Source organism: Rhizobium aouanii, assembly GCF_037002925.1.
Classification (GTDB): domain Bacteria; phylum Pseudomonadota; class Alphaproteobacteria; order Rhizobiales; family Rhizobiaceae; genus Rhizobium; species Rhizobium aouanii.
In genome coordinates, this window is record NZ_JBAMYD010000002.1 from 193,408 (window position 1) to 216,826 (window position 23,419).

At 61.0% G+C, this 23,419-nt stretch carries 20 protein-coding genes; 7 read left to right on the forward strand and 13 right to left on the reverse strand.

Annotated elements, in window-relative coordinates; translation table 11 throughout:
• From V8P77_RS04300 to V8P77_RS04335, 8 genes are all read right to left on the reverse strand, one after another.
• Positions 1-819 carry a sugar phosphate isomerase/epimerase family protein gene (locus V8P77_RS04300; protein ID WP_131642027.1) on the reverse strand — a complete coding sequence of 273 codons (819 nt, stop codon included), beginning with the start codon at positions 817-819 and terminating at the stop codon, positions 1-3.
• 29 nt (positions 820-848) lie between these two features.
• Positions 849-2,714, reverse strand: coding sequence for a GH39 family glycosyl hydrolase (locus V8P77_RS04305; protein ID WP_335910894.1), 1,866 nt, complete (start codon positions 2,712-2,714; stop codon positions 849-851).
• A 67-nt stretch (positions 2,715-2,781) separates the two neighbouring features.
• Positions 2,782-3,615, reverse strand: a complete 834-nt coding sequence (locus V8P77_RS04310; RefSeq protein ID WP_027688889.1) for a 5-deoxy-glucuronate isomerase — start codon at positions 3,613-3,615, stop codon at positions 2,782-2,784.
• The gene (locus tag V8P77_RS04315) at positions 3,615-4,673 is read right to left on the reverse strand and encodes an ABC transporter ATP-binding protein (RefSeq protein WP_335910899.1); all 1,059 of its coding nucleotides are present in this window, start codon (positions 4,671-4,673) and stop codon (positions 3,615-3,617) included. Before V8P77_RS04315 ends, V8P77_RS04310 begins: the two co-directional genes overlap by 1 nt.
• The gene (locus tag V8P77_RS04320; RefSeq protein ID WP_335910900.1) at positions 4,673-5,722 is read right to left on the reverse strand and encodes an ABC transporter ATP-binding protein; all 1,050 of its coding nucleotides are present in this window, start codon (positions 5,720-5,722) and stop codon (positions 4,673-4,675) included. The genes V8P77_RS04315 and V8P77_RS04320 overlap by 1 nt, the downstream gene beginning before the upstream one ends.
• Positions 5,712-6,845 carry an ABC transporter permease gene (locus tag V8P77_RS04325; RefSeq protein ID WP_335910901.1) on the reverse strand — a complete coding sequence of 378 codons (1,134 nt, stop codon included), beginning with the start codon at positions 6,843-6,845 and terminating at the stop codon, positions 5,712-5,714. The genes V8P77_RS04320 and V8P77_RS04325 overlap by 11 nt, the downstream gene beginning before the upstream one ends.
• A 12-nt stretch (positions 6,846-6,857) precedes the next feature.
• Complete coding sequence (locus V8P77_RS04330) at positions 6,858-7,844, reverse strand: ABC transporter permease (RefSeq protein WP_020047960.1); 987 nt, start codon at positions 7,842-7,844, stop codon at positions 6,858-6,860.
• Between the two features lie 107 nt (positions 7,845-7,951).
• Positions 7,952-9,877 carry an ABC transporter substrate-binding protein gene (locus V8P77_RS04335; protein ID WP_335910902.1) on the reverse strand — a complete coding sequence of 642 codons (1,926 nt, stop codon included), beginning with the start codon at positions 9,875-9,877 and terminating at the stop codon, positions 7,952-7,954.
• 193 nt (positions 9,878-10,070) lie between these two features.
• Here V8P77_RS04335 and V8P77_RS04340 point away from each other — a divergent pair, with 193 nt between their 5' ends.
• The gene (locus tag V8P77_RS04340) at positions 10,071-11,078 is read left to right on the forward strand and encodes a LacI family DNA-binding transcriptional regulator (protein WP_335910903.1); all 1,008 of its coding nucleotides are present in this window, start codon (positions 10,071-10,073) and stop codon (positions 11,076-11,078) included.
• A 90-nt stretch (positions 11,079-11,168) separates the two neighbouring features.
• Positions 11,169-12,506, forward strand: a complete 1,338-nt coding sequence (locus V8P77_RS04345) for an alpha-L-fucosidase (RefSeq protein ID WP_335910904.1) — start codon at positions 11,169-11,171, stop codon at positions 12,504-12,506.
• 106 nt (positions 12,507-12,612) lie between these two features.
• Here the strand turns inward: V8P77_RS04345 and V8P77_RS04350 are convergent, their stop codons facing one another.
• The 4 genes from V8P77_RS04350 to V8P77_RS04365 form a co-directional block, all read right to left on the reverse strand.
• A complete protein-coding gene (locus tag V8P77_RS04350; protein WP_335910905.1) occupies positions 12,613-13,353 on the reverse strand; it encodes a hypothetical protein in 741 nt (246 codons plus the stop codon).
• Between the two features lie 157 nt (positions 13,354-13,510).
• Positions 13,511-13,678, reverse strand: coding sequence for a hypothetical protein (locus V8P77_RS04355; protein ID WP_335911202.1), 168 nt, complete (start codon positions 13,676-13,678; stop codon positions 13,511-13,513).
• 42 nt (positions 13,679-13,720) lie between these two features.
• Entirely contained in the window at positions 13,721-14,863 is a 1,143-nt protein-coding gene (locus V8P77_RS04360) for a M24 family metallopeptidase (protein ID WP_335910906.1), read from the reverse strand.
• A gap of 58 nt (positions 14,864-14,921) precedes the next feature.
• A complete protein-coding gene (locus V8P77_RS04365) occupies positions 14,922-15,626 on the reverse strand; it encodes a GntR family transcriptional regulator (RefSeq protein ID WP_335910907.1) in 705 nt (234 codons plus the stop codon).
• 149 nt (positions 15,627-15,775) lie between these two features.
• Here V8P77_RS04365 and V8P77_RS04370 point away from each other — a divergent pair, with 149 nt between their 5' ends.
• On the forward strand, positions 15,776-16,687 hold the full coding sequence (locus V8P77_RS04370) for a dihydrodipicolinate synthase family protein (RefSeq protein ID WP_222414352.1): 912 nt from the start codon (positions 15,776-15,778) through the stop codon (positions 16,685-16,687).
• A 105-nt stretch (positions 16,688-16,792) separates the two neighbouring features.
• On the opposite strand, the gene V8P77_RS04375 is transcribed toward V8P77_RS04370, so the two are convergent.
• Complete coding sequence (locus V8P77_RS04375) at positions 16,793-17,860, reverse strand: LacI family DNA-binding transcriptional regulator (RefSeq protein ID WP_335910908.1); 1,068 nt, start codon at positions 17,858-17,860, stop codon at positions 16,793-16,795.
• Between the two features lie 144 nt (positions 17,861-18,004).
• On the opposite strand from V8P77_RS04375, the gene V8P77_RS04380 reads away from it, so the two are divergent.
• From V8P77_RS04380 to V8P77_RS04395, 4 genes are all read left to right on the forward strand, one after another.
• Positions 18,005-20,326, forward strand: a complete 2,322-nt coding sequence (locus V8P77_RS04380; protein ID WP_335910909.1) for a family 78 glycoside hydrolase catalytic domain — start codon at positions 18,005-18,007, stop codon at positions 20,324-20,326.
• A 37-nt stretch (positions 20,327-20,363) separates the two neighbouring features.
• Positions 20,364-21,647 carry an ABC transporter substrate-binding protein gene (locus tag V8P77_RS04385; protein WP_335910910.1) on the forward strand — a complete coding sequence of 428 codons (1,284 nt, stop codon included), beginning with the start codon at positions 20,364-20,366 and terminating at the stop codon, positions 21,645-21,647.
• A gap of 66 nt (positions 21,648-21,713) precedes the next feature.
• Positions 21,714-22,592, forward strand: coding sequence for a carbohydrate ABC transporter permease (locus V8P77_RS04390; protein ID WP_335910911.1), 879 nt, complete (start codon positions 21,714-21,716; stop codon positions 22,590-22,592).
• Positions 22,589-23,416, forward strand: a complete 828-nt coding sequence (locus tag V8P77_RS04395; protein WP_335910912.1) for a carbohydrate ABC transporter permease — start codon at positions 22,589-22,591, stop codon at positions 23,414-23,416. The genes V8P77_RS04390 and V8P77_RS04395 overlap by 4 nt, the downstream gene beginning before the upstream one ends.
• The last annotated feature ends 3 nt before the right edge of the window (positions 23,417-23,419 follow it).

The following is a 23,419-nucleotide window of genomic DNA, read 5'->3' on the forward strand; positions in this document are numbered from 1 at the left end:
CTACTCTTTCGCTGCGGCGATCAGACGCCTGAGATGGGCAAGATCGGCGCGGGCCTTGTCGAGTGCCTGCTCTCGCGGAACCCGGTATTGAGAATGCATCGAGAGCACACCGGCAAATCCGCTGGCCACCAGATGCGGGACGATTTCGTTCCAGGGCACCATGCCTTCGTCGAGCCCGTACCAGTCCGAATGCCAGGCGCGCTGGCCGTGGGATCCGTAAGCGCCTGGCGACCAACCGCTGTTCTTGACGCCCATGCAGCAGAACCACGGATCGAGGATATCGAGGGTCAGACGCCAGTCCTCGCTCCCCTCGCGAATGATCTGATTGGCCGGATCGGGATAGGCGCCGATCCGGATCGGATTGCGCCCGGCCAGCAATTGCACCGCCAGCGCGCCCGAGCTGTGCAGGGTCCCGCCGTGAAGCTGGATGGTCAGCTTGATGCCGAAGCGTTCGGCCAGGCGCTCGAAGCCGTCGAGATCACGCCGCGCCTCATCGACCTGGACCTGCCAGCGCCGCAGCGGGTCGTAGCGCCAGAAGCCAAGCCGGACCTGCCCGATGCCAGCCTCGCCGCAACAAGCGAGAAGCCGGGATGCTGCATCGTCGGGCTGTGTCGAATCGATAGTCGCCATCGGGGTGCGCAGGCCGGCCGCGGCAAAGAGCTTTACGGCATTGACGATCTCCTCCGACCTGTCTGGGGAAACGGCGTGGCCATCGCGAATAAGGAGATCGGCGCAATCGAACCCCAAACCGGCCGTGATCTCGGCCGCCTTCGCGAGCGGCAGGCCTTCCAGGGTCTTGGTGAAATAGGCGATATCCATGGATCATATCCAAAAGAGGAAAGCGTCGTTCATGAGCTGGAGAGACAAAGCTCGCTGCGGCGACCGAATGCATCGCGGGCGCACACCGCATAACGCACGCCCTGCGGCGGCGACATGTGCAGGAATGCCGTCGAGATCAGCGGCGCCGGACTGACCTTTTCAAAAGTCCCCCCATCGGTGCTGACCAGGACATCATAGAAGATGGCCGGCCCGGCATCGCCGGCAGCCCAGAACAACATGCGCTCCTCCCGACCGCCAAGACCAAGGTAGCGTTCGACGACAAGGCCGGCAGGTGCCGCCGGGGGCGCGCCGATATCGGGGACGACAAGCACCTGCGTCAGCGACGGCAGTGGCACATCCAGGTCGACACTGATCCGGCCGTCATCGCACGCGACGACGCTGATCGGATGCAGCAGGGCGGGCTCCTGCGCGCGGCGCATTTCGGCAAACTGCGCCTCGGTCGGTGCGGTCGGTGCGCCGACCGGCTCGAAGAGCCCACGCGGGTTGCTTTCGTCGCGCTGGGCTTCCCAGACCTCCATCGGATTGGTGAATTCCTCGTCGATGCGCAGCAGGCAAAGCGCGTGGCGGCCGGGAACCAAACCGCTCACCTCGAGACGGACGGTAGTCCGGCCCGAGCGGTTGATGGCATCGACGCTATGGATGAGGGTGATGGAAACGCCGCCGCTCGGCAGCCGCGTCGGCAGGATCGCCAGGCCATCCTGGTCGGGAGCAAGCGGTGGGTCGGCGGTCACCTTGCAAACGGTATCGCCAAGCGTTGCCAGCAGTTCCATCGATGTGAGGCCGGGCTTCTTGATGATGTCGAAGGGCGGCGCCGTGTCGACATCCGTGACCAGCATGTCCAGGTTGGCCTTGTGCTCCCACTGCGCCTTGGTGAAATTGCGCGAACCGAAATAGGCAAAGATCGTACGCTGGCTCCAGCCGCCGATAAAGGCGTGGTCATTGCTGAGGAAGGTGAAATTCGCCGCTTTCGGGGCGATGATGCGCCGGTCGTGCTGTTCGATGATGCGGGCGATGATCCCGGCGTAATAGGCCTTGCCGTGCCAGCTATGATGATCGCTCCAGCCAAGCTGCGGATCGCATTCATCGTTGATGATGGGCAGGCCCGCGAGGCGCGGGTGATGCTCCTGGAGGTAGTCGACGACGAGAAGCGTGCGGTCGACGATACCGTTGGTTTTCGGGGTGAGGTCTTCCTTGCTGCCGTTGACGCCCTTTTCGTGGATCGAAATGTAGTCGATGCGCGGCGGGCCATCGCCGGTCAGGCAACTCGTGCCGCTGTCGCAATGGGTCATGAGGGCGCGAAAGATCGGTGACAGCGTGCGGGCGGTGCCAGGCCCGCCCATCGGCAGGCTGGGATCGATGGCGTGGAGCCCGGCGACGCAGGCGTCGTAGTAGTTGGTGTAACCCTTGATCCCGTAGGTCCACCAGCCGGAGTCGGCCTCGTTCGTCGTTTCGAAATACCATGTACGCAATTCGTCCATGCCGTAACGCGCGCCATAGCGGTCGACCGTCGCTGTTACGAGATCCCGCCAGCGCTTGACCTGATCCATGTCCTCATAGTTGGTGAACAGGCCCGACGGGTTGCCCATCAGCTCGAAGAACGGCTTCAGCCGGTGTTCGATCATCACGTCGAGCGCGCGATCGAGCAGGGACCAGTCGTAGCCGGCTCCGCCCTTTGCGCTCAGCAGATTGTAGAGATAATGCACCCGCAGGAACTTGATACCCTCATTCGGCAGGCCGCCAATATAGGCAAGCATCTGGCGCATCTCGGGCTCGAGCAGCAGCTCGGCCGGCGAAAAGCCGGTGCCGCGCCAGAACCGGTTGAACGGGCGCACCGCCTCACCGGCATCAACGTTTATTCGCGTACGTTCACGCATGGTCGTCTCTCCTTGGGCGGAAGTTGGCAGTGCGCCGCAATGCCGGCGCACGAGGCCAGGAGCCGGATTATTTGAACTTGTCGCGCATCGCATCGATGCCGGGGATGGTTTTGGTCAGATGCTGATGGGCGGGATCGAAGCGCTGGATCAGCCCCCGGCGATGCTTGCCGACGAGAATGGTAAAGATATAGCCCCGGTGCCCCGGCGAGGTGACCGTCGGGTGGTAACCCCGGTCGACCAGGACAGTGTCGCCGTTGCGGGTCATGAGGATCTTGACCGGACCGTCTTCGTCATAGGTGATCTGGCTGCCGAAACCGGTCTCGGGCTGGAAGCGGTAGTGATAGAGTTCTTCGTGCCGGGTCTCGACATCGCCGTCTTCAGTATCGTGCTTGTGAGGGGGATAGCCGGACCAGCAGCCTTCGCCGGCATAGAGTTCGCTCACCAGCAGGTTGCCGCAGCGCCCGTTCTGCCGTTGGCCAAGCAGGTGGACGATCCGCCGCTGGCTGTGCGTGTCCGACGAGCCGACATTGACCGCGTCGACCTCATCCGGCGTGATGCGAAACGGGGCGTAGCGCGTGTCGCAGAGGCCGCCGGCGATGGCGACTTCCGCCGCCGCGCCACGAGCCGATATCCGGACATTGGCGCCGACGGGCGCGTAAACCGAGTCCGCATCGCCTCCCCAGATATCGGCTCGACGGCCCACCGCTTCGAACATGATGCCATCCACTTCGATATCCACCTGACCCGACAGCACGACGTAGAGGCTTTCGTGCGCGGGCAGCCGCCGGATGTCCTGCTCGTTGGAGGCGAGCGTGACGAGATCGAAGTAGATGAGATCGAGCGTCGTGGAGGAGGTATCCACAATCGGACGCTGCTCGGAGCGTGGAATGAATTCGGGCATCAATTGAACTCCGGAACGATACGGTCGGCAAAGGGATTAAGCGTCAGGGATTCGGCGTAATGGCAGGCCACTGCGTGCCCATCGGCGGTGACGGTGCGTAAGCCCGGCACCTCTTGCTTGCAAAGCTCGGTGGCGTAGCGGCAGCGCGGATGAAATGCGCAGCCGGGAGGCGGATGAGCGGGATCGGCGACCTCGCCCGCCAGCCGAATGCGCTGGCCATGGCGGCGCATCCTCGGATCGGCAATCGGCACCGCCGAGAGCAGCGCTTCGGTGTAGGGGTGGAGCGGGCGCGAGAAGATCTGCTCCGTCGGCGCCTTTTCGACCACCCGGCCCACATACATGACGGCGATATTGTCCGAGATGTGCCGGACGACCGAGAGATCGTGGGCGACGAAGAGATAGGTCAGACCGAACTGCTCCTGCAGGTCCTGCAAGAGGTTGATGGTTTGTGCCTGCACGCTGACATCGAGCGCCGAAACGGCCTCATCGGCGATCACCAGTCGCGGATTGGAGGCCAGCGCCCGCGCGATGCCGATGCGCTGCCGCTCGCCGCCGGAAAACGCGTGCGGATAGCGGTGCATGTATTCGGGCCGCAGGCCGACGCTCTGCATCAGCTCGGCGACCCGGTGCTCAAGCTCCCGGCCCTTGGCGATGCCGTTGACACCAAGCACCTCGCCGATGATGTCGATGACGGAAAGGCGCGGATTGAGCGAGGATTGCGGATCCTGAAACACGATGCGCAGGTCGCGATGGATTTCGTCGAGGGCAGAACCCGACAAAGCCGCGAGATCGACCGTGCCGCCGCTGCGATTGCGATAACGGATTTCGCCGCTCGTCGGCTGATAGATGCGCAGCACCGTGCGGGCGAGCGTGGATTTGCCGCAACCGGACTCCCCGACAATGCCGAGTGTTTCGCCATCCTGGACGCGAAGCGAGACGCCGTCGACCGCCTTGACGTGTCCGACCACACGCCGGAATGCGCCCTTGCGAATGGGGAAATGCATCCTGAGATCGTTCAGTTCGAGCAGCGGGCTTGGTTGTGTCATGGGATCGGCCATCATCGTCTTCCTTCGTAAAGCAGGCAGCTGGCGACATGCCCGTCGCCGATGGTGACCGGCTGCGGATCCCTCTGGTCGCACAGGCCGGCCCTCGCCTCTTTGCACCGGGGATGAAAACTGCAGCCCTGGGGTCGGTTGAAGCGCGACGGCACCATGCCATCGATGATCGCGAGCCGTTCGGTGGGTTGCCCATGCATGCGCGGCACCGATTGCAGCAGCGCCTTGGTGTAGGGATGAACAGGCGCGTGGAAGATCGTGTCGACATTGCCTGCCTCCACGACCCGGCCGACATACATGACGACAACTTCGTCGGCGATTTCGGCCACCACACCGAGATCATGGGTCACGAACAGCACCGAGAGCCCGAATTCGGCCTGCAGCGAGGCGAGCAGATCGAGGATATTGGCCTGGGTGGTCACATCGAGCGCCGTGGTCGGCTCGTCGGCGATCAGCAGTCTGGGGCGGCAGGCGAGCGCGAGCGCGATGCAGACGCGCTGGCGCATGCCGCCGGAAAACTCGAAGGCATAGCTTTCCATACGCTCGGCCGGCCGCGGGATGCCGACCAGAGCCAATGTCTCGATGGCATGTTCGCGCGCCTCCTTCTTTCCCATCTTCAGATGCAGGCGGATCACCTCGATCATCTGGTTGCCGATCGTATGCACGGGGGAAAGTGCGGCCATCGGCTCCTGGCTGATCAGGCCGATCTGGGCACCGCGGATCGCCCGCATGTCGCGGCCGCGCGGATCGAGCGCCGCCAAGTCGACGGAGGGTGCTGCGGGATTCGGCCGGTAGCGGATGGCCCCCGAGACGATCCGTCCTCCCCTGGGAACCTGGTTGAGGATCGACCGGCCGGTGATGCTCTTGCCCGAACCGGATTCGCCGACGACGCAGACCGTCTTGCCGCGCGGGATGGAAAAGGAGACGCCGTCGACCGCCTTGATGGTGCCCGCACCACCGAAGAAATGCGTCCTGAGTTCAACGACCTCGATCAGCGGGTCGCGATCCCCGTGCCGGCCGCCGGCTGCGGCAAAATTGGGATCAGTATTCATAGGGATCTGCAGCATCGCGTAATCCATCACCGAGGAAATTGAGGGCGAGGACGGTGACGATCACCGCCAGACCCGGAAGAAACAGCCAGGGTGCGCTCGAGACGGCGAGAATATTCTGCGCCTCCTGAAGCAGCACGCCCCAACTCACCACCGGCGGGCGCAGGCCGATGCCGAGGAAGGAGAGCGCCGTTTCTGCGAGGATCATCGTCGGGATGGCGAGCGTCACCGAGGCGATGATGTGGCTCATGAAGGACGGCACCATGTGCCGCCAGATGATGCGCATCTGCGAGCAGCCGTCGAGACGGGCGGCGATCACGAAGTCTTCCGTCTTGAGCGACAGGAAGCGCCCGCGCACCACCCGCGCCAGGTCGGTCCAGCCGATCAGCGACAGGATGACGGTGATCCAGAGATAGACCAGGATCGGATCGGCGCTGATCGGAACGGCAGCCGCAAGGCCCATCCACAGCGGGATGGTCGGGATAGAGTTGATGAGTTCGATGGAACGCTGGATCACATCGTCCACCCAGCCGCCGTAGAGCCCCGAAATGCCGCCCAGGACGATGCCGAGGATGAGGCTGATTGCGACCCCGATCAGCCCGACGGACATCGAAACACGCGTGCCGTGGACCGTCCGGCTGAAGACGTCGCGACCGAGCCGGTCGGCGCCGAACAGGTAGAATGGTTTGCCCATCTCGATCGGGCCGATCAGGTGCCGGTCGAAATTAAACAGCCCCCAGAGCCGATAGGGTTCGCCCTTGACGAAGAAGCCGAGGGGGATGACGACGGCCGGATCGGCCACATAATTGCGGCTAAGCGCGATCGGGTCAACCTTCATCGAATAACCGTTGACGTAAAGCGGATGAAACTGCCCGGCCGCGTCGTAGCCGGCGAACTTGATCTGCTGGGGCGGCGCATAGGTGTAGCGGGAATCGTAGGTCTGCGACGAAACCGGGGCGAGAGCCTCGGCAAACAGGGCGACCAGGTAGATCAAAAAGATGACGACGCCTGCCGCCAGCGCCAGCCGATGGCGACGGAAGCGCCGCCAGATGAGCTTCCACTGCCCGGCGACCGCGTCGGAATTCTGGATCAGTTCAGGGGATAGCGCGATGGCTTGATCGATCATGGTATCGTCCCTTCAGCCGTTGCGAATGCGTGGATCGAGCCAGGCGAGCAGCAGGTCTGAGATCAGCGTGCCGATCAGCGTCAGCATACTCATCAGCAGAATGAACGTGCCGGCCAGATACATGTCCTGGGCAAAGAGAGCGTTGAGCAGCAGTGGCCCGGTGATCGGCAGGCTGAGAACGATGGAGACCACCACCGAGCCGGAGACCAGGTGCGGCAGCACCCAGCCGACGGTCGAGATGAACGGGTTGAGCGCCACCCGCACCGGGTATTTCAACAGCAGCCGGATTTCGCTTAAACCCCGGGCGCGGGCCATATCGACATAGGGCTTGTTGAGTTCGTCGAGCAGGTTGGCGCGCATGATCCGGATCAGCGCCGCGGTGGCGCCGGTGCCCAGCACGACGACCGGTATCCACATATGCGAAATGAGATCGCCGAGCTTGGCCCAGCTCCAGACGGCGTTGATATAGGCGGGTGAAAACAGCCCGCCGGTGCTTTGGCCGAAATACTGTGCCGAAACATACATCAGCACCAGCGCCAGCAGGAAGTTCGGGATGGCAAGGCCGAGAAAGCCAAAGAAGGTGGCGACGTAATCTCCAACCGAATATTGCCGCACGGCCGAATAGATGCCGATCGGAAAGGCCACCGCCCATACGAAGAGCAGCGTGGTGACCGAGACCACCATCGTCAGGCCCATGCGGGCCCAGATCAGCTCGCTGACCGGCTTGTTCCAATCGAGGGACTGGCCGAAATCGCCGCGCAGCAGGATGCCGCTGATCCATTTCCAGTATTGCACCGCCCAGGGCTGATCGAGGCCATAACGCTCACGCAGGCCGGCGATGACGCTAGGATCGATCGTTTCGTTCTGGGAGGCAAGACGCGCGGTCATCGCGGTCAGGAAGTCGCCGGGCGGCAACTGGATGATGATGAAAGTCACGACAGAGATCGCAAACATCATCGGGATCATATAAAGCAGGCGTCTGATGATGAAGCCGGCCATGGTCAAGCTCCTTCAATCGGCGATCGCCGATCGGATTGGATGATTGGGACTGGGCTGGTGTCGATGGGGTGGCGCCCGCGGGCGCCGCCCCTGTCGGTCGCCTTCCGTTATTGCTGGTAGTAGAAGGTCTCGGGCTTTGCCGGTCCCGGCGTCATGTAGAACGATGTGCTGGGAATGACCTTCGGGACATTGCGCATATTGGTCTTGACGATTCCGACGCGGTCCGGCTCCAGGTTTGTGCCGATGACGTAGAATTCGTCACGGGTGATCGCCAGCAGTTCCTTCATCGCCGCCAACTGCTTTTCGAGCGTCGGCGCTTCCTTCACCTGCCGGTAGAAATCCATCTGCTTCTTGGCAGCGGGGCTCGGTTCTTGCGCGTTCGGATCTTTAGGATTCTGGTAATAGAGGCCCCAGGCTGTCGCGAAGCTTGATTCATATTCGTGCGGGAAATACCACTTTGGGTCGAGCAGGCCGAGGAAGTCATATCCACCGCCCCCGACCCATCCAAGGCCGTCATTCTCATTGTTCTGCAGGCGGGAGAAGATCAGCGAACGTTCGGCCGGGCGCGGCTGCATGTCGATGCCGACCGCCCGCCAGTAGCGCTGGATCATCTCGAGGGCGTCCACCTGGATCGGGCTTCCGGTCAAGGCGTCGATCGCAAAAGTAATCCGCTTGCCATCCTGGCCGAGGCGATAGCCTTCGGCGTCATGTTTGGTGAGACCGGCCTTGTCGAGATACTGATTGGCGAGACCGACATTATACTCCAGATACTGCGTCGCCATCTTCTCGTCGAAGAGCGCAGTGCCTTCACGCGGCGCTGCCTGATAAGGCTTGGCCTGTCCGGCATAGATCAACTGGTTGAGCTCTTCGCGGTTGATGGCGTAGCTGAGGCCGATGCGGAAATCCTTGTTGGAAAAGACAGCGCGCAAGGCGGGATTCTTGTGGGTCTGGTTGAGTGTGATCAGCAGGGCGTTCGACCACGCCGGCCGGGCGATGAACAGGCCGTAGCCGCCTTTCTCCTGGTTCTGCACGATCACCGTACGGGCGTCCGTCGTCTCGATGAAGCGGTTCTGCATGTCGATTTCGCCGCTGATCGCCTTCAGGATGATCGCCTGGGTATCCTGCATCACATCGATGGTGATCCGATCGAAGTAAGGCAGCTGATTTCCCGCGGTGTCCACCTTGGCATAGTATGGATTGCGTTCGCCGACGACCTGGGTGGTGCCGTTATAGGGCGCGGTCAACACCCAGGCATCGAGCGTTGGACGGCCGAGATCGCGCCAGCGGCCGGGAAATCCGATCTTGTTGTTGAAGAGCTGGACCCAGTCGGTTGCGCCGGCCGCCTTCACCAGCGCGTCGATGCCGTCGGGATTGAAATCCTTGTGGAATTGCTTGAGGTAGTGAGCCGGTGCGGCCGCTAGAATATCGGAGCCGCGAACGGTGGCCATGTTCATCAGGAACAGGCCGTTCGGCGCGGCGAACTTGAAGACGACTTTGTCGTCGGCGAGCTTTTCGACCTTGACGGTCTCTCCGCCCGCGGTCAGCCAGTTGGGTGCGGCAGGGGTGATCTTGGTGTTGCGAAGCACGTTCTCGTTCCACCACACAAGATCGTCCGCGGTAAACGGCTCGCCGTCCGACCAGCGTGTGCCTTCCCGCAAGGTGAACGTATATTCGGTGGCATTGGCATTGACCTCGACGCTCTTGGCGAGATCGGGGATCACCTCGGTCCATTCCGGATTCCAGCGGACCAGTCTTGTATAGCCGATCGAACGTTCGATCTCGCTGTCGCCACCGCCAAAGGTGGCCGTGCGCCAGGTGCCGCCATAGGTACCGACCGATTCAAGCGGCGTGAGTACCAGCGGCTCCTTGGGCAGCCGCTTTTCGACCGGCGGCAGCTTGCCGGCGTCGACCAGCGCCTTCAGTTCCGGCGACTCCTCAAAGCCGAATGCGACACCGGCCCAGCCGGCACCTATGAGGATCACCGCGGCAACGGTCGAGACAACCTGCCGTCTTAAGATTCTGACGTGTTGCATTCCTTCCTCCCGATATTCTGCTCTAGGTTATCGTTAACGTATTCTCCTCTTTCTCTAACGTTATCGTTACCGTTAAATCTTGTCAAAGAGATTCTCGTCGCCTTATACTAGCCCGAGCCAGACTTGGCTTTCCTGGAAATTATGTTAGTTATCGTTATCGTAAATTCCTGCCCCTCTTGATGAGACGATCCAGTTGAGCCGCCCCAAAGAGCCAGAATCCAAAATAACCATCGCCGATGTCGCCCGTGCTGCTGGGGTGTCGCCGATGACGGTATCGCGCGTGCTCAATGAGCGCGGCGGCGCCAGCGCGGAGACAAGTCAACGCATTATTTTAGCGGCGAGCGAACTCAATTACCGACCGAATCCCTTTGCGCGCGGATTGCGGTCCGATCGATCGAAGGCCATCGGCCTTCTCGTTCCCGACATCACCAATCCGTTCTTTCCCGAAGTCATCAGGGGAGCCGAGGATGCCGCAAGCGCTGCCGGCTACAACCTGCTTCTGTCGAATGTCGTCGAAAACAGCAAGCGGGAGGAAGAACTCATCGAAACCCTGCTGCGGCACCGGGTCGACGGGATCATCGTTTGCAGCGCGCGACTGCCCGATGCCGCGCTGCATAAGGCGCTTGCGCCCCACCGTGCCGTGGTGCTCATCAACCGCGAGGCGCCCAACGAGGTCGCCGGGACGATCGTCACCGACTATGAGACGGGAGCGTCGCGTGCCATCGACCATCTGGTCGAGCGCGGGCGCCGCAGCATCGCGATCATCGCTGGGCCGCGCAGTTCGTTTGGCGGCAAGAGCCGGCTTGTCGGCTTTCGCAAGACGCTGGCGGCCCACGGGCTCAAGGCACAAGGCATCGTTTATTGCGATCCCACCGCCGCAGGCGGGCAAACGGCGGCCGCGCAATTTCTGGCGGAGACGCCCGGCATCGATGCCCTTGTCTGCTACAACGACCTTAATGCGATCGGCGCCATGAAGGCCTGCCGGGCCGTCGGCATTTCGATCCCCGGGCAAATTGCTCTGATCGGTTTCGACGATATTCCGACTGCCGAACTGCTGTCTCCGGCGCTCACCACCTTGCGGGTGCAAAAACGCGAAATGGGGGAGGAAGCCGTGCGATTGCTGCTCAGCCGCATCGCCACCAGAAACCGCCAGCACGGGATCATCATCGTGCCCGAGCTCATCGTCCGCGAAACGACTTGAACGCTCCGGAGCATGATGCCGAAAAGTGTGTGCGGTTTTCGGACGACATCATGCTCCAATTCTTGAAGTTTGGAACAGGAGGAATATCCGATGGATATCAGCAATCTGCAGTCACTGGCCCTGCCTGAGGAGAAAAAGGCCTGGTTCGTTCACGACCGGTTCGGCATGTTCGTGCATTGGGGGCTCTATGCGCTGCCGGCACGCCATGAATGGGTCAAGAGCCGCGAAGAGCTTGATGATGCCGACTACCAGAAATATTTCGATCATTTCGATCCTGATCTCTACGACCCCAGCGAATGGGCCAGACGCGCAAAGGCGGCCGGCATGAAATATGTCGTGCTGACCACCAAGCACCATGAAGGCTTCTGCCTCTGGGATACCAAGGCGACCGACTTCAAGGTGACCAACACGCCTTATGGGCGGGATCTCCTGGGTCCGTTCGTCGACGCCTTCCGTGCAGAAGGCCTGAGGATCGGATTCTACTATTCGCTGATCGACTGGCATCATCCCGACTTCACGGTCGATCCGCGCCACCCGCAGCGCAATCATCCCGATGCGCTGAAAATCAACGAAGGCCGGGATATGCACCGCTATGCCGCCTTCATGCGCGAGCAGGTCCGCGAGCTGCTGACCGAGTTCGGCCAGATCGACATCATGTGGTTCGATTTCAGCTATCCGCAGTGGAAGCTTGGAGAACTTGTGGGAAAGGGCCATCAGGATTGGGAAAGCGAGAAACTCGTGCGCCTGGTGCGCGAACTCGCCCCCGATATCATCATCAACAACCGGCTCGATCTCGCTGGCCTGCAGCCCGACATCGTCACACCGGAGCAATATATGCCGCGCGCGCGGCCGCTCCGCGATGGCAGGCAGGTCGTCTGGGAAGCTTGCCACACGCTCAGCGGTTCCTGGGGCTATCACCGCGACGAGGACACTTGGAAAAGCACGGAACAACTGGTGCAGATGCTGGTCGGCACCGTTGCCATGGGCGGCAATCTGCTGATGAATGTCGGGCCGACGGCGCGCGGCACGCTCGACGACCGCGCGATTGCAGCCCTTGCCGCTTATGAGGAGTGGATGGCGCTGCACGAGCGCAGCATCGTCGGCTGCACCCAGTCCGATTTCACCGCGCCCGCCGACTGCCGCCTGACCCAGAATGGCGATCGTCTCTACATCCATCTCTTCAACTGGCCTTATCGCCATCTGCATTTCGATGCGCTGGCGGGGAAAGTCGAATATGCGCAATTCCTGCATGATGGCAGCGAAGTTACCTGGCTGCGCCCGTCGGCCAATACGCTATGGGCGAACACCCAGTTCCCCGTCAGTGAGGATCAAATGACATTCGTCCTGCCGGTGCGCCGACCTCAGATCGTCGTCCCGGTCATCGAGGTCAAGCTCAAGGCGGGGAGCACCTCCGGCATTCAGGATTAAAGGGCGGCGGATGATCGCGCAGCTGAGATAGATTGCCTGAGCGGGCGGGGCATATGCCCGCTCAGATAAACGGCTCGGTCGGCCCCCGGCAAATGCCGGCAGTGGCTTACGGATTGGCTTCGGTGGTTTCCACGAAGAGCTGGTTGAGCTGTTTCATCTCGAGCGCATGGGCGCGCTTTCTGAGGGCGGCTACCTGTTTGAGCGCTGCAAGATTGTCTGTTGTCTCGATGAGGTGAGCATCGGCGACGAGTACCTCCGCTTCAATCCTTCCCTGCTCTCTCAATTGCCAGACATCCCTGACGCGAAATTGAACCATTATCACGCCGAAAAGTGCCACGAGCGCGGAAGCGGTCATTGGCAGCCAATTGGGGACAACCGGGCCATAGGCGGAAAACAACGATGAGAGACCGCTCAAAACGATGATCCCCAATGTGAGAAAATTCCAGAGATATTGATTGACCTTGGAAGAGCGCGCATAGCCGTTTCGATGTGTTCGAAGGTCACGCAAAGCCTGCCTTTTGATCTCGGCTGCGTCCGATGGAAGCATGCTTTCGGCCGTCTCTTGCTCGATCTCCCGCCTTGCCGCCAAAATCACGTTGATGACGGCGATAGTGATCCCAAAGGTAATCATGAACCAGGCGATGTAGTGCAAGGGGACGTCGTCGAGAATGACGTTTGACAAAAACTCAGGTTGAAAAAATTCAATTAAAGCACCAATCGATATCAAGAATATAGACAGGCCAACCACTGCTATCGAAAGCATCGCTGCTATATTTCTATATCTGCCGGTCAATGTCATTTTCTGCAGTTGAGCGCGGTCATCCCCCTCCTTTCTAAACAAATCCATCATCCTATCCTCGAGACTATAGGGTTAACCATAGTCAACCTTTTACCACGCCAGAAAGCAAGTAACGTTTGTGAGGTAATACTTTACGCATCGAATTGACGACAACCCTCGCCAACGTGCGGGCCGGGGCAGCCTACGCCTCTTCAATCCGGTCGCTTCAGGCTATGCTGATCGCCAGCGGCCGGTCGAGATCGCGGATAACATATTCCCGGATCTGTCGGACGATCTGCGCGGCGTGAACGATCGTCAGCCGGTCGGCCTGCTCGGCGTCGCCAGCCTTAATCGCGGCGATGATCTCCTCACGCTCGTCCGGCCTGACAGTCACTTGAAAACCGGCGCTGCCTGAGCGGGCACGAGATGGGGCCTCTCAAGAGAATGGCTCGGTCGGGCCCGCCGCCGGATTGGTCAGCCAGCGTGGTCCATCGGCGGTCATGTACATATGGTCTTCCAGCCGGATCCCGAATTTCCCGGGGAAGACGATCATCGGTTCGTTGGAAAAACACATGCCGGCGGCGAGCGGCGCGTCGTTGCCGCGAACGATGTAGGGTTCCTCGTGGATCTCGAGCCCGAGGCCATGACCGGCGCGATGCGGTAAACCCGGTAGGCGATAGTCGGGGCCGAGCGAGTGTTTGGCAAGCACCTTGCGGGCCGCATCGTCGAGGCTCGAGCAGGCGGCGCCGATCCGGGCTGCGTCGAAGACGGCCTGTTGCGCCTCGCGCTCGATCCACCAGGCCCGTTCGAACGCGCTTTCGCCGCCCTCCAGCATATAGGTCCTGGTGATATCGGAATGATAACCGTCGATCCGGCAGCCGGTATCGATGAGAATGACGTCGTCGCGACCAAGGACCTGATCGCCGTCGGCGCCATGCGGAAGCGAGGTCGCCGCGCCGAAGGAGACGATGCAGAATGTCGAGCCGGCATCGGCGCCGGCCTGGCGATGCTGCCGGTCGATGAAATCGACCACCTCGGATGATTTGATGCCCGGCTTCAAGAGCCCATGCACTTGCCTGTGGACGTCAAGCGTCAGGTCCATCGCATACTGAATGAGGGCAATCTCTGCGGCCGATTTGATGCAACGCAGGTCGCGGATCAGCCGCCCGCCATCGGCAAGCCTCGCCGCGCCCATCTCCGCCGCCAATGCATGATAGAAGAAAAGTGGCAAACCATCGTCGAGGGCAAGTCTGCCGCCCTGGGCAACAAGGCGGGCGATGAGAGCAGCGCTGCTCTCCTCCTCTTCCCAGATCAGGATTTCCCCCGGCAGATGCGGCAGCGTTTCGACACGGCTGCGCTCGAACCCCGGAACGATGTAGGAAATGGTCGCGGGCGTGACGAGCGCGCCGAGGAACCTCTCGCTCGGATGCCAGACCAGCCCCGTGAAGTAATGCAGGCTTTCGGTCGGCCCAAGAAGCACGGCAGCCAATCCTTCGGCTCCGATCCTTTTGCGAAGCCTGGCGAGGCGGGTCTGCCGTTCGTCCTCAGTGATAGGAGGTACGGGGTGCTGCCACGACATGTTGTTTTCCTGCTTTCCTACGCTTCCAGATCGATGAAGCCCTCGCCTTGCGCCCGGGTCAGGACATGCTGATCGCCACCGGCCGGTCGAGGTCACGGGCGATATATTCCTGGATCTGGCGGACGATCTGGGCGGCGTGAGCGATCGCCAGTTGGTCGGCCCGTTCGACGTCGCCGGCTTCGATTGCGGCGATCATTTCCTCGTGTTCGTCGACATACTGGCGCGGCAGGCGGTCGTCGAATGTCGAGTAGTAAAGGCGCAGGATGCGGCGGCCCTCGTCGAGCAGCCTGGCGAAGAAGGCCGTGTAATAGGAATTGCCGGCAAGTTCGGCGATCGCGACGTGAAATTCGCGGTTCGCCTCGATCATCGCATAGGCATCGCGCGCGGCAACGGCTTCGGCGAAGTCCTTCTGATGCCGGCGGACGGTCTTCATAATCTCGCCGTTTCGCCGTTGCGCCGCGCCGCGCGTCGTCACCCGGTACATCAGCGTAAGCGCTTCGAAATAGGTGGGCAGGCTTGCGAAATCGATGGTCGCGACAATGGTATTCCTGTTCGGCAGCGTCGTGACGAGCCCGTCGGCAGCGAGCCGCAACAGCGCCTCGCGAATGGGAGTCCTCGACATCCGGAAGCGCTCCGACAGGCGTACCTCGTCGAGCGGACTGCCGGGTTCCAGCGCCATCGACAGGATTTCCCGCCTGAGCGTCACATAGACGCTCTGCGTGCCAGAGCCGCGCACCCGCACATTTTCCGCGTCGTTCCGCATTCGTCCGCCCTCTTTCGTTAGAGCCTTGTATTTCGTTTCGGCCGATTCTCGCAATGTCGGTCTTCGGGGCCTCAAATTTGTAAGTTCACATCATTGAATCTTGTCGACAGTTTGTATATAAGGCAACTAATTTCAACGAGGCTCGATCAATGACCACAGGATGGAAGGGCGTATTTCCCGCCGTAACGACACAGTTCAACGACGATCTTTCCGTCGATTTGCCCTCGACCCAGCGCGTCCAGGACGCGCTTGTAAACGATGGCGTCAACGGACTGATCGTCATGGGCACATGCGGCGAGAACAATTCGCTGGATCCCGATGAGAAGCGCACGATCTTGAAAGCTGCCGTCGAGGTCGTCAACGGCCGCGTCCCCGTCGTCACCGGCGTCTCCGAATTCGACACGCGCCGTGCCGTCGCCTATGCTCGCGACGCCGAAAAACTCGGCGCCGACGGCCTGATGCTGCTGCCGGCCATGGTTTATGTGCCGAAGCCCGAAGAGCTGATTGCGCATTTCCGCACCGTCGCCGAAGCGACCTCGCTGCCGATCATGCTGTACAACAATCCGCCGGCCTACCGCGTCAACATCGGCGCCGATGTGCTGAAGGTGCTTGCCGACGTGCCGAACATCAAGGCGGTCAAGGAAAGTGCGCCGGATCCGCGCCGCTTCACCGATCTCATCAATGAATTCGGCGATCGTTTCGATATCTTCGCAGGTCTCGACGACGTCGCGCTTGAAGGGCTGATGCTCGGCGCCAAGGGCTGGGTCTCGGGCTTGACCAGCGCCTTCCCGGAGGAATCCGTGCAGCTCGTTGCCGCCGCCGAACGCGGCGATTGGGAAGAGGCCCGCAAGATCTATCGCTGGTTCATGCCGCTTCTGCACCTCGATGCCGAGCACGATCTCGTGCAGTCGATCAAGCTTGCCGAGCAGATCATGGGCCGCGGCTCCGAGCGCGTTCGCATGCCGCGCCTGCCGCTTTCGGGCGCCCGCCGCGCCGAAGTCACCGCCATGGTCGAGAAGGCCGCCGCCACGCGTCCCTCAAAGATCCGCCAGGCTGCCTGAGACAACGGGGCTGGCAAACGCGGACAGCGGCTGCCGGCCTTTCCATCTCTCGCCGCTTTCAGGTGAGAGCCGGCCACTGCCCGATCGCGGCAGACACTCCGGCCATCAGCCCTGCTTCATGTCCGTGCCGCTGCCGGAACGGGTCAGGCTGTTGCGGCTGACCAGCGACGGTATCTGGAAAATATGCTCGGAAGCGGTGCGGCCTTCTATTCTGGAAATGAGAGCTCGGGTTGCGACCTGACCGAGTTCCCTGCCCGACTGATCGATGCTTGCGAGATTGACGAGGCCGAGTGCTGCGGTCGGCGAATTGTCGTATCCGATGACGGCGAGATCGTCGGGCACGCGCACACCCATCTCCATAGCCAGGCTCAGAAGGGTGATCGCGTCGAGATCGCTCCAGCAGAATACGGCGCGCGGCCTGTCCTTCCTCGATAGGAATTTTCGCATCGCCTCTTCCCGCTTTGGCGAAGCAATGGGAATTTTGCTGATCGCTGGCGAGGAGCCAAGCCCGCCACGCTGCATCGCCCGGCGGAACCCGATCTCACGTTGGCGGACGACGGAAACCGCGTGCCCCTGGCGCTCGCCGAGGCTGAGCATTTCGATGTCGCGATAGCCGCAGGCAAGAAGCGCTTCTACGGCGATCTCCGCGCCGCGCTGATCGTCGGCATTGACGGTATCGAAGGCAGTAGCGCTGGCATCGTGGTAACCGACGGCGACGATCGGTATCTGGACTGCGAACTTTGCGAGGATCTCCGAGGGCAAACGCGGCGCAACAAGGATCAGGCCGTCCATCTTGTAGTCGATCATCGACTCGATCAACGACGTCTCCAGCTGCACGCGCGCATCGCTGACGCCGATCATCGCCTGGTAGTGCGAAGGCGCCAGCACGCCGTTCACGCCGGCAATCACCTCCGGAAGGAAGGGATTGCGGATATCGATCAGCAGCACGCCGATGGTAAAACTCCGGCCACGCAGCCCTCTAGCTGCCCGCGAGGGGCGATATGCGAGTGCTTCGATGGCATCCGTCACCCTTGCGCGCAGCGCATCACTGACGCCATAGGCGTTTCGCATCACCTTGGAAACCGCTGCGACCGATACGCCTGCGTGAGCTGCCACGGTCCGGATCGTCACGCGATCGGTTCGTTGCGGCCTTTGTTTGTCTTCGATTGACATGAAATCTCTGGCTTGCTGCTGCGAGTCGTCAACAAGCGCCCGCAGAACCACCATGGCAGACTGGCAACCAAATTTCTATTGCGCTTTCGAAGAAAATGTAGAACGTTATATGGAGAACGTTCTACAACTCGTCGGGAGGACTTGATGAACTTTCAGCCGGCAGCCATCAGCGGCAACCTCATTTCGCGTGCCTGGTCCGGGGATATGATCGCGCCGCTATCGGATGGCGGCCAGGGAACGGCCGCAAGCTTCGTCTCCAAGTCTTTCGAACATGATGGCGCTAAGCTTCCCGTCGAGCTCTTTATCTCCGCACTTGGCCTCTACCGCTGCTTCATCAACGGCGTTCGCGTCGGCAGCGACCTGTTGACACCCGGCTGGACGAACTACGACGATCGCCTTGCCTATCAGCGATACGATGTCTCGAACCTGCTCAAGCCGGGGCCGAACCGCATTGAAATCTGGCTTGCCGACGGATGGTACCGATCGCCCTTGATGTGGGGCGCCAAGGCGATCCCGAACTGCTGGGGCGACAGGATTGGCGCCATTGCGGATCTGATCGGAGCTGATGGCACCGTTCTTTCCACCGACACGACATGGCGAAGCGGTGTTCTGCCGATCCTGCAGTCGGGGATCTACTTTGGCGAAGTCTATGATGCCCGCCAGGAAAACTATGCCGAGACCCACGGCACCGAGAAACTGCCGTTCGACAGGGCACTGCTCGTCGCGCATGAAACTACGGCGGTGCGGGAGTTGCGGCCGCTTGCTGCGGTCGAAAGCTGGACCGACGATGGCGGCAGGACGGTCTATGATTTCGGCCAGAATGCCGGCGGCTATGTTAGATATACCGTCCGAGGCGCTGCCGGCGCCGAAGTCCGGGTGGAGCATTCGGAAGTTCTCGGTCCCGATCGTCATTTCGACAATCGCAACTATCGCACGGCCGCCGCACATACCGTCTACACCCTGCGGGGAGACGGCGACGAGACCTACGCGCCGCATTTCACCTTCCACGGCTTCCGTTATGCCAGAGTGACGATCGAGGGCGATGCGAAGATCCTCGCAATCGCGTCTATCCCGATCTCGTCGGTACCCGAGCCCGCCGGCGGCTTCACCTCGGGCAATGCGCTGGTCAATCGCCTCGTCCAGAATACCATCTGGTCGCAGCGTGCCAATTTTGTCGAAGTGCCGACCGATTGCCCGCAGCGCGATGAGCGCTTGGGCTGGACGGGCGATGCCCAGGTGTTTGCCGCGACGGCGTGCTGGCTGAGCGACAGCCAGTCGTTCCTCAGGAAATATCTGCGCGATGTGATGGCCGATCAGCGCGAGGACGGCGCCGTCTCGCATTTCTCGCCGGATCCGACACGTTTGCATCCGGCCAATTTCCCGGGCTTTGCCGGTTCGACCGGCTGGGGCGATGCAATTGTCGTCATCCCCTGGGTTCTCTACACCCATTACGGCGATCGGGCCGTTTTGTCGGAGTGCCTGGATTCCATGGTGCGCTGGGTCGATTTCGTCTGGTCGATCTCGGATGGCCCGCTCGTGCGCCCGCCGTCGCGTTGGGGCGACCGCGGCTTCACCTTCGGCGATTGGCTGCAGCCGGTCGGCGACAACCGGAAGCCTCGCCCGACGATCGCCGACGACTGCGCGGCCACACTCTACCACTTTATCTCGACCGACCTTCTGGCAAAGATCGCAGCCGTTCTCGGCGATCATACGCTTGAAGCGCAAATGAAGCAGCGCGCCAGCGAGATCCGGCTGACATTCGCTAACGAGTTCATCGCTCCCTCGGGACGGCTCGCGCATAACGACCAGACGTCCTATGCGCTGGCCTTCCTCCACGACCTGATACCGGATGAGCATCAGGAGACCGCACAGCAGCATTTCAGGCAGGTGATCGTCGATGCCGACTATAAGATCGGCACCGGCTTCATCGGCACGCCTGCCCTGCTGCCGGCTCTGACGAAACTCGGAATGGACGACCTTGCCGAAAAAGTCTTCCTGCAGGAGGATGTGCCGGGCTGGCTCTACCAGGTGTCGAAGGGGGCGACGACGATCTGGGAGCGTTGGGATTCCATGGCGCCTGACGGCACCATCTACGAACCCGACATGAACAGCTACAACCATTATGCCTATGGTGCTGTCTGCCAATGGCTGTTCGAAAGCGTCGCCGGCATTTCGCCGAGCCCGAGCGCACCCGGATTTGCCGAGATAATTATCAATCCAGCGCCGATTCCGTCCCTTTCGCCGGTTTCAGCCCACCATGATATCAGCCACGGGCGCATCGAGGCCGGCTGGCAGTGCGACGGCAACAAGGTCACCTATGTGCTGACGCTTCCGGAAGGCTGCATCGGCCGGTTCCGGCCCGGAAAACGGCATCAAAACCCGTCGCTCAACGGAAAGCCGGTCACCAAGGAAGCCGTCCTTCCGCCGGGGACGCACCGACTGGTCTTTTCCCTACCCAATTCTTGAGGAGAATACACGTCACACCGTTCAGAGGAGGAACGTCATGGCACATCGTATAAAACTCGTTCTTGCGGGCGCATCCGCGCTTTTGGCTTTGGTTGCGGCCAGCCCGTCGCATGCAGAAACCACCCTGTCATTCCTGATCGACAACAGCCCTGACACAGTCGCGGCCGCCGAGGCACTGGTTGCCGCCTATCAGGCCAAGGCGCCCGACGTGACGATCGAAATCGAGCAGCGGCCCGGCGGCGGCGAAGGCGACAACATCGTCAAGACGCGGCTGGCGACGGGTGAAATGCCCGATGTGTTCCTCTATAATTCCGGTTCGCTGCTGCAGGCACTGAAGCCGGCAAAGACGCTTGTCGATCTGAGCGGCTTGTCGTCGCAGGCGAAGGTCGACGACGGCTTCAAGTCAGTCGTCCGCGCCGATGACAAACTTTACGGCGTCCCCTTCGGCACGGCGATGGCGGGCGGGATCCTCTATAACAGGAAAATCTACCAAGATCTCGGCCTCTCCGTTCCGAAGACATGGGCGGATTTCATGGCGAACAGCGAAAAGGTCAAGGCTGCGGGCAAGGTCGCCGTGGTGCAGACCTATCGCGATACCTGGACCTCGCAGCTGTTCGTTCTGGCTGACTATTACAACCTGCATGCCGCTGTGCCGAACTTTGCCGCCGACTATACCGCCAACAAGGCGAAATATGCCGAGACGCCTGCGGCCATGAAAGGCTTCGAACGACTGAAGGATGTCCATGACGCCGGCCTGATGAATGAAGACTTCGGCGCAGCAAGTTATGACGATGGCCTGAGAATGGTTTCGACAGGCGAGGCAGCGCACTATCCGATGCTGAGCTTCGCAGTCGGCGTCCTCAAGCAGAATTATCCCGAAAATCTCGGCGATGTCGGCTTCTTCGCGCAGCCGAGCGACGACGCTGCAGCCAACGGCCTGACGGTCTGGATGCCGCCGGCCCTCTACATTCCCGCTGCCAGCCCGCATATAGAAGAAGCGAAGAAATTCGTGGATTTCGCCGGCAGCGTCGAGGGCTACAAGATCATGATGGAAATCAACACCGTTCAGGGACCTTCACTCGTCGATGGCTGCGATCTGCCGGCCGATGTTCCGCCTGTCGTCAAGGACATGCTCCCCTATTTCGAGACCAAGGGCATGACGACACCGGCACTGGAATTCGTTTCGCCGATCAAGGGACCGTCACTCGAGCAGATCACCGTCGAAGTCGGCTCCGGTATTCGCCAGCCTGCCGACGCGGCAAAGCTCTATGACGACGACGTGCGCAAGCAGGCCAAGCAGCTCGGTCTACCCAACTGGTAGCGGTCTTTCGGGTCAATTAACATCGCTCCTAAAGGGGCGAGGTTCCACCCGATCGAAGAGGTCGTCATGACAGAGACACGCCCCCGCTCGCGCAAATCGCCCTACCCGCTGTGGTTTTTCATTCCGGCCGCAATCATCTATGGCGTGCTGTTTCTGGTTCCCACGGTATCCTCTCTCTGGTTCAGCCTGACGCGCTGGGATCTTTCGACGGCCGAATTCATCGGGCTCGAGAACTTCCAGCAGTTCTTTTCAGAGCCGTTTCTGATCAAAGGGCTCATCAACACGCTGATCTATGCCGTGACGACATCCGGCCTGAAGACGGTCTGCGGGTTGCTGCTCGCCGTGCTGCTGACCAGCAATATTTTCGCCCGCGGTTTCCTGCGAACGCTGGTCTTCTTCCCCGTCCTGGTCTCGACGATCGGCATCGGCATTACTTTTGCGGTGATGATGCATCCGACCAAGGGCATCATCAATGTCGCGCTCGAGACGATCGGCATTCCCGGGCCGGGATGGCTGACCAATCCGGCACTCGCGCTTTTTTCCGTGGCCCTCGTCGATCTGTGGAAGGGTGTCGGCCTCGCGACCCTGATCTTCATCGCCGGTCTTGCCGCGATCAGCCCCGATTATTATGAGGCGGCGAGAATTGACGGCGCCACACGTCTTCAGCAATTTTTCCGGATCACCCTGCCGCTCGTACGTCCCGCCACCATCACTGTGGTGACATTGTCGCTGATCGGCGGACTTCGATCGTTCGACCTGATATGGGCAATGACCCGCGGCGGGCCTGGTTTCTCCTCCGATGTGATCGCCTCGGTCATCTACAAGCAGTATCAGGCGGGCTTCTACGGGCTGTCGACCGCTGGAAACGTCATCCTGTTTGCGCTGATTGCAGTGATCATCCTGCCACTCACCCTTTGGTTCAACCGGCGCGGGGTCGAAGAATGAGAAGCATCCGCCCTTACGTCACCGGTGCGATAGCCCTTGCGGTGGCGGCCGTCATCTTCGTGATGCCGTTCGTTTTCGTCGCCCTGCAGGCGGTCAAATCGAAATCCGAAGCGTCCCGCCTCGATTTCGAACTGCCCGAACAGTGGCTGTTCTGGGATAATCTGGTGGCGGTTTTCAAGGCACGCGACTACCAGCTCGTGCTCGCCTATTTCAACTCCACCCTGATCACCGTCGCCTCCGTCACGATCCTCATCCTGCTTTCGGCGATGGTCGGCTATGTGATGCAGCGCCGCAAGACGTCATGGAATACGGTGGCCTCTATTGCCCTGTTCATGGGTCTGATGATGCCGCCGGCCGTCGTGCCCACCATCGGCCTTTTGCAGGAGATCGGTCTCTTCAAAACCATGACCGGGATGATCCTGATCCAGGTCGCCTATAATCTCTCTTTCTCCACATTGCTCTACCGGTCATTCATTTCGACCATACCGCGCGACCTCGACGAGGCGGCGCTGATCGACGGCGCCAAGCCCCGGCAGATCTTCTTCAGGGTGATCCTGCCGCTTCTGAAACCGGTGACCGTCACCAACATCGTCGTCCAGTCGATCGCGATCTTCAACGATTTCACCAATCCGCTCTACTATCTTCCCGGCAGGGAAAACGTGACCGTGCAGCTGACGCTCTATAATTTTCAGAGCATGTATGCGAGCCAGTACAATCTGCTCTTCATGAACATCCTCCTCGTGACGATCCCGCCGCTGATCGTCTTCATCTTCTTCAACCGTCAGATCGTCGCGGGCATGACATCAGGCGCAGTCAAAGGGTAGCAG

Bases quoted from the DNA above. Each gene is read 5' to 3' on its own strand.
- V8P77_RS04390 (WP_335910911.1), top strand. From the start codon at position 21,714: ATGACAGAGACACGCCCCCGCTCGCGCAAATCGCCCTACCCGCTGTGG.
- V8P77_RS04370 (WP_222414352.1), top strand. From the start codon at position 15,776: ATGACCACAGGATGGAAGGGCGTATTTCCCGCCGTAACGACACAGTTC.
- V8P77_RS04315 (WP_335910899.1), bottom strand. From the start codon at position 4,673: ATGGCCGATCCCATGACACAACCAAGCCCGCTGCTCGAACTGAACGAT.
- V8P77_RS04300 (WP_131642027.1), bottom strand. From the start codon at position 819: ATGGATATCGCCTATTTCACCAAGACCCTGGAAGGCCTGCCGCTCGCG.
- V8P77_RS04325 (WP_335910901.1), bottom strand. From the start codon at position 6,845: ATGATCGATCAAGCCATCGCGCTATCCCCTGAACTGATCCAGAATTCC.
- V8P77_RS04335 (WP_335910902.1), bottom strand. From the start codon at position 9,877: ATGCAACACGTCAGAATCTTAAGACGGCAGGTTGTCTCGACCGTTGCC.
- V8P77_RS04385 (WP_335910910.1), top strand. From the start codon at position 20,364: ATGGCACATCGTATAAAACTCGTTCTTGCGGGCGCATCCGCGCTTTTG.
- V8P77_RS04310 (WP_027688889.1), bottom strand. From the start codon at position 3,615: ATGCCCGAATTCATTCCACGCTCCGAGCAGCGTCCGATTGTGGATACC.
- V8P77_RS04380 (WP_335910909.1), top strand. From the start codon at position 18,005: ATGAACTTTCAGCCGGCAGCCATCAGCGGCAACCTCATTTCGCGTGCC.
- V8P77_RS04395 (WP_335910912.1), top strand. From the start codon at position 22,589: ATGAGAAGCATCCGCCCTTACGTCACCGGTGCGATAGCCCTTGCGGTG.
- V8P77_RS04330 (WP_020047960.1), bottom strand. From the start codon at position 7,844: ATGGCCGGCTTCATCATCAGACGCCTGCTTTATATGATCCCGATGATG.
- V8P77_RS04350 (WP_335910905.1), bottom strand. From the start codon at position 13,353: ATGGATTTGTTTAGAAAGGAGGGGGATGACCGCGCTCAACTGCAGAAA.
- V8P77_RS04305 (WP_335910894.1), bottom strand. From the start codon at position 2,714: ATGCGTGAACGTACGCGAATAAACGTTGATGCCGGTGAGGCGGTGCGC.
- V8P77_RS04375 (WP_335910908.1), bottom strand. From the start codon at position 17,860: ATGTCAATCGAAGACAAACAAAGGCCGCAACGAACCGATCGCGTGACG.
- V8P77_RS04360 (WP_335910906.1), bottom strand. From the start codon at position 14,863: ATGTCGTGGCAGCACCCCGTACCTCCTATCACTGAGGACGAACGGCAG.
- V8P77_RS04345 (WP_335910904.1), top strand. From the start codon at position 11,169: ATGGATATCAGCAATCTGCAGTCACTGGCCCTGCCTGAGGAGAAAAAG.
- V8P77_RS04365 (WP_335910907.1), bottom strand. From the start codon at position 15,626: ATGCGGAACGACGCGGAAAATGTGCGGGTGCGCGGCTCTGGCACGCAG.
- V8P77_RS04320 (WP_335910900.1), bottom strand. From the start codon at position 5,722: ATGAATACTGATCCCAATTTTGCCGCAGCCGGCGGCCGGCACGGGGAT.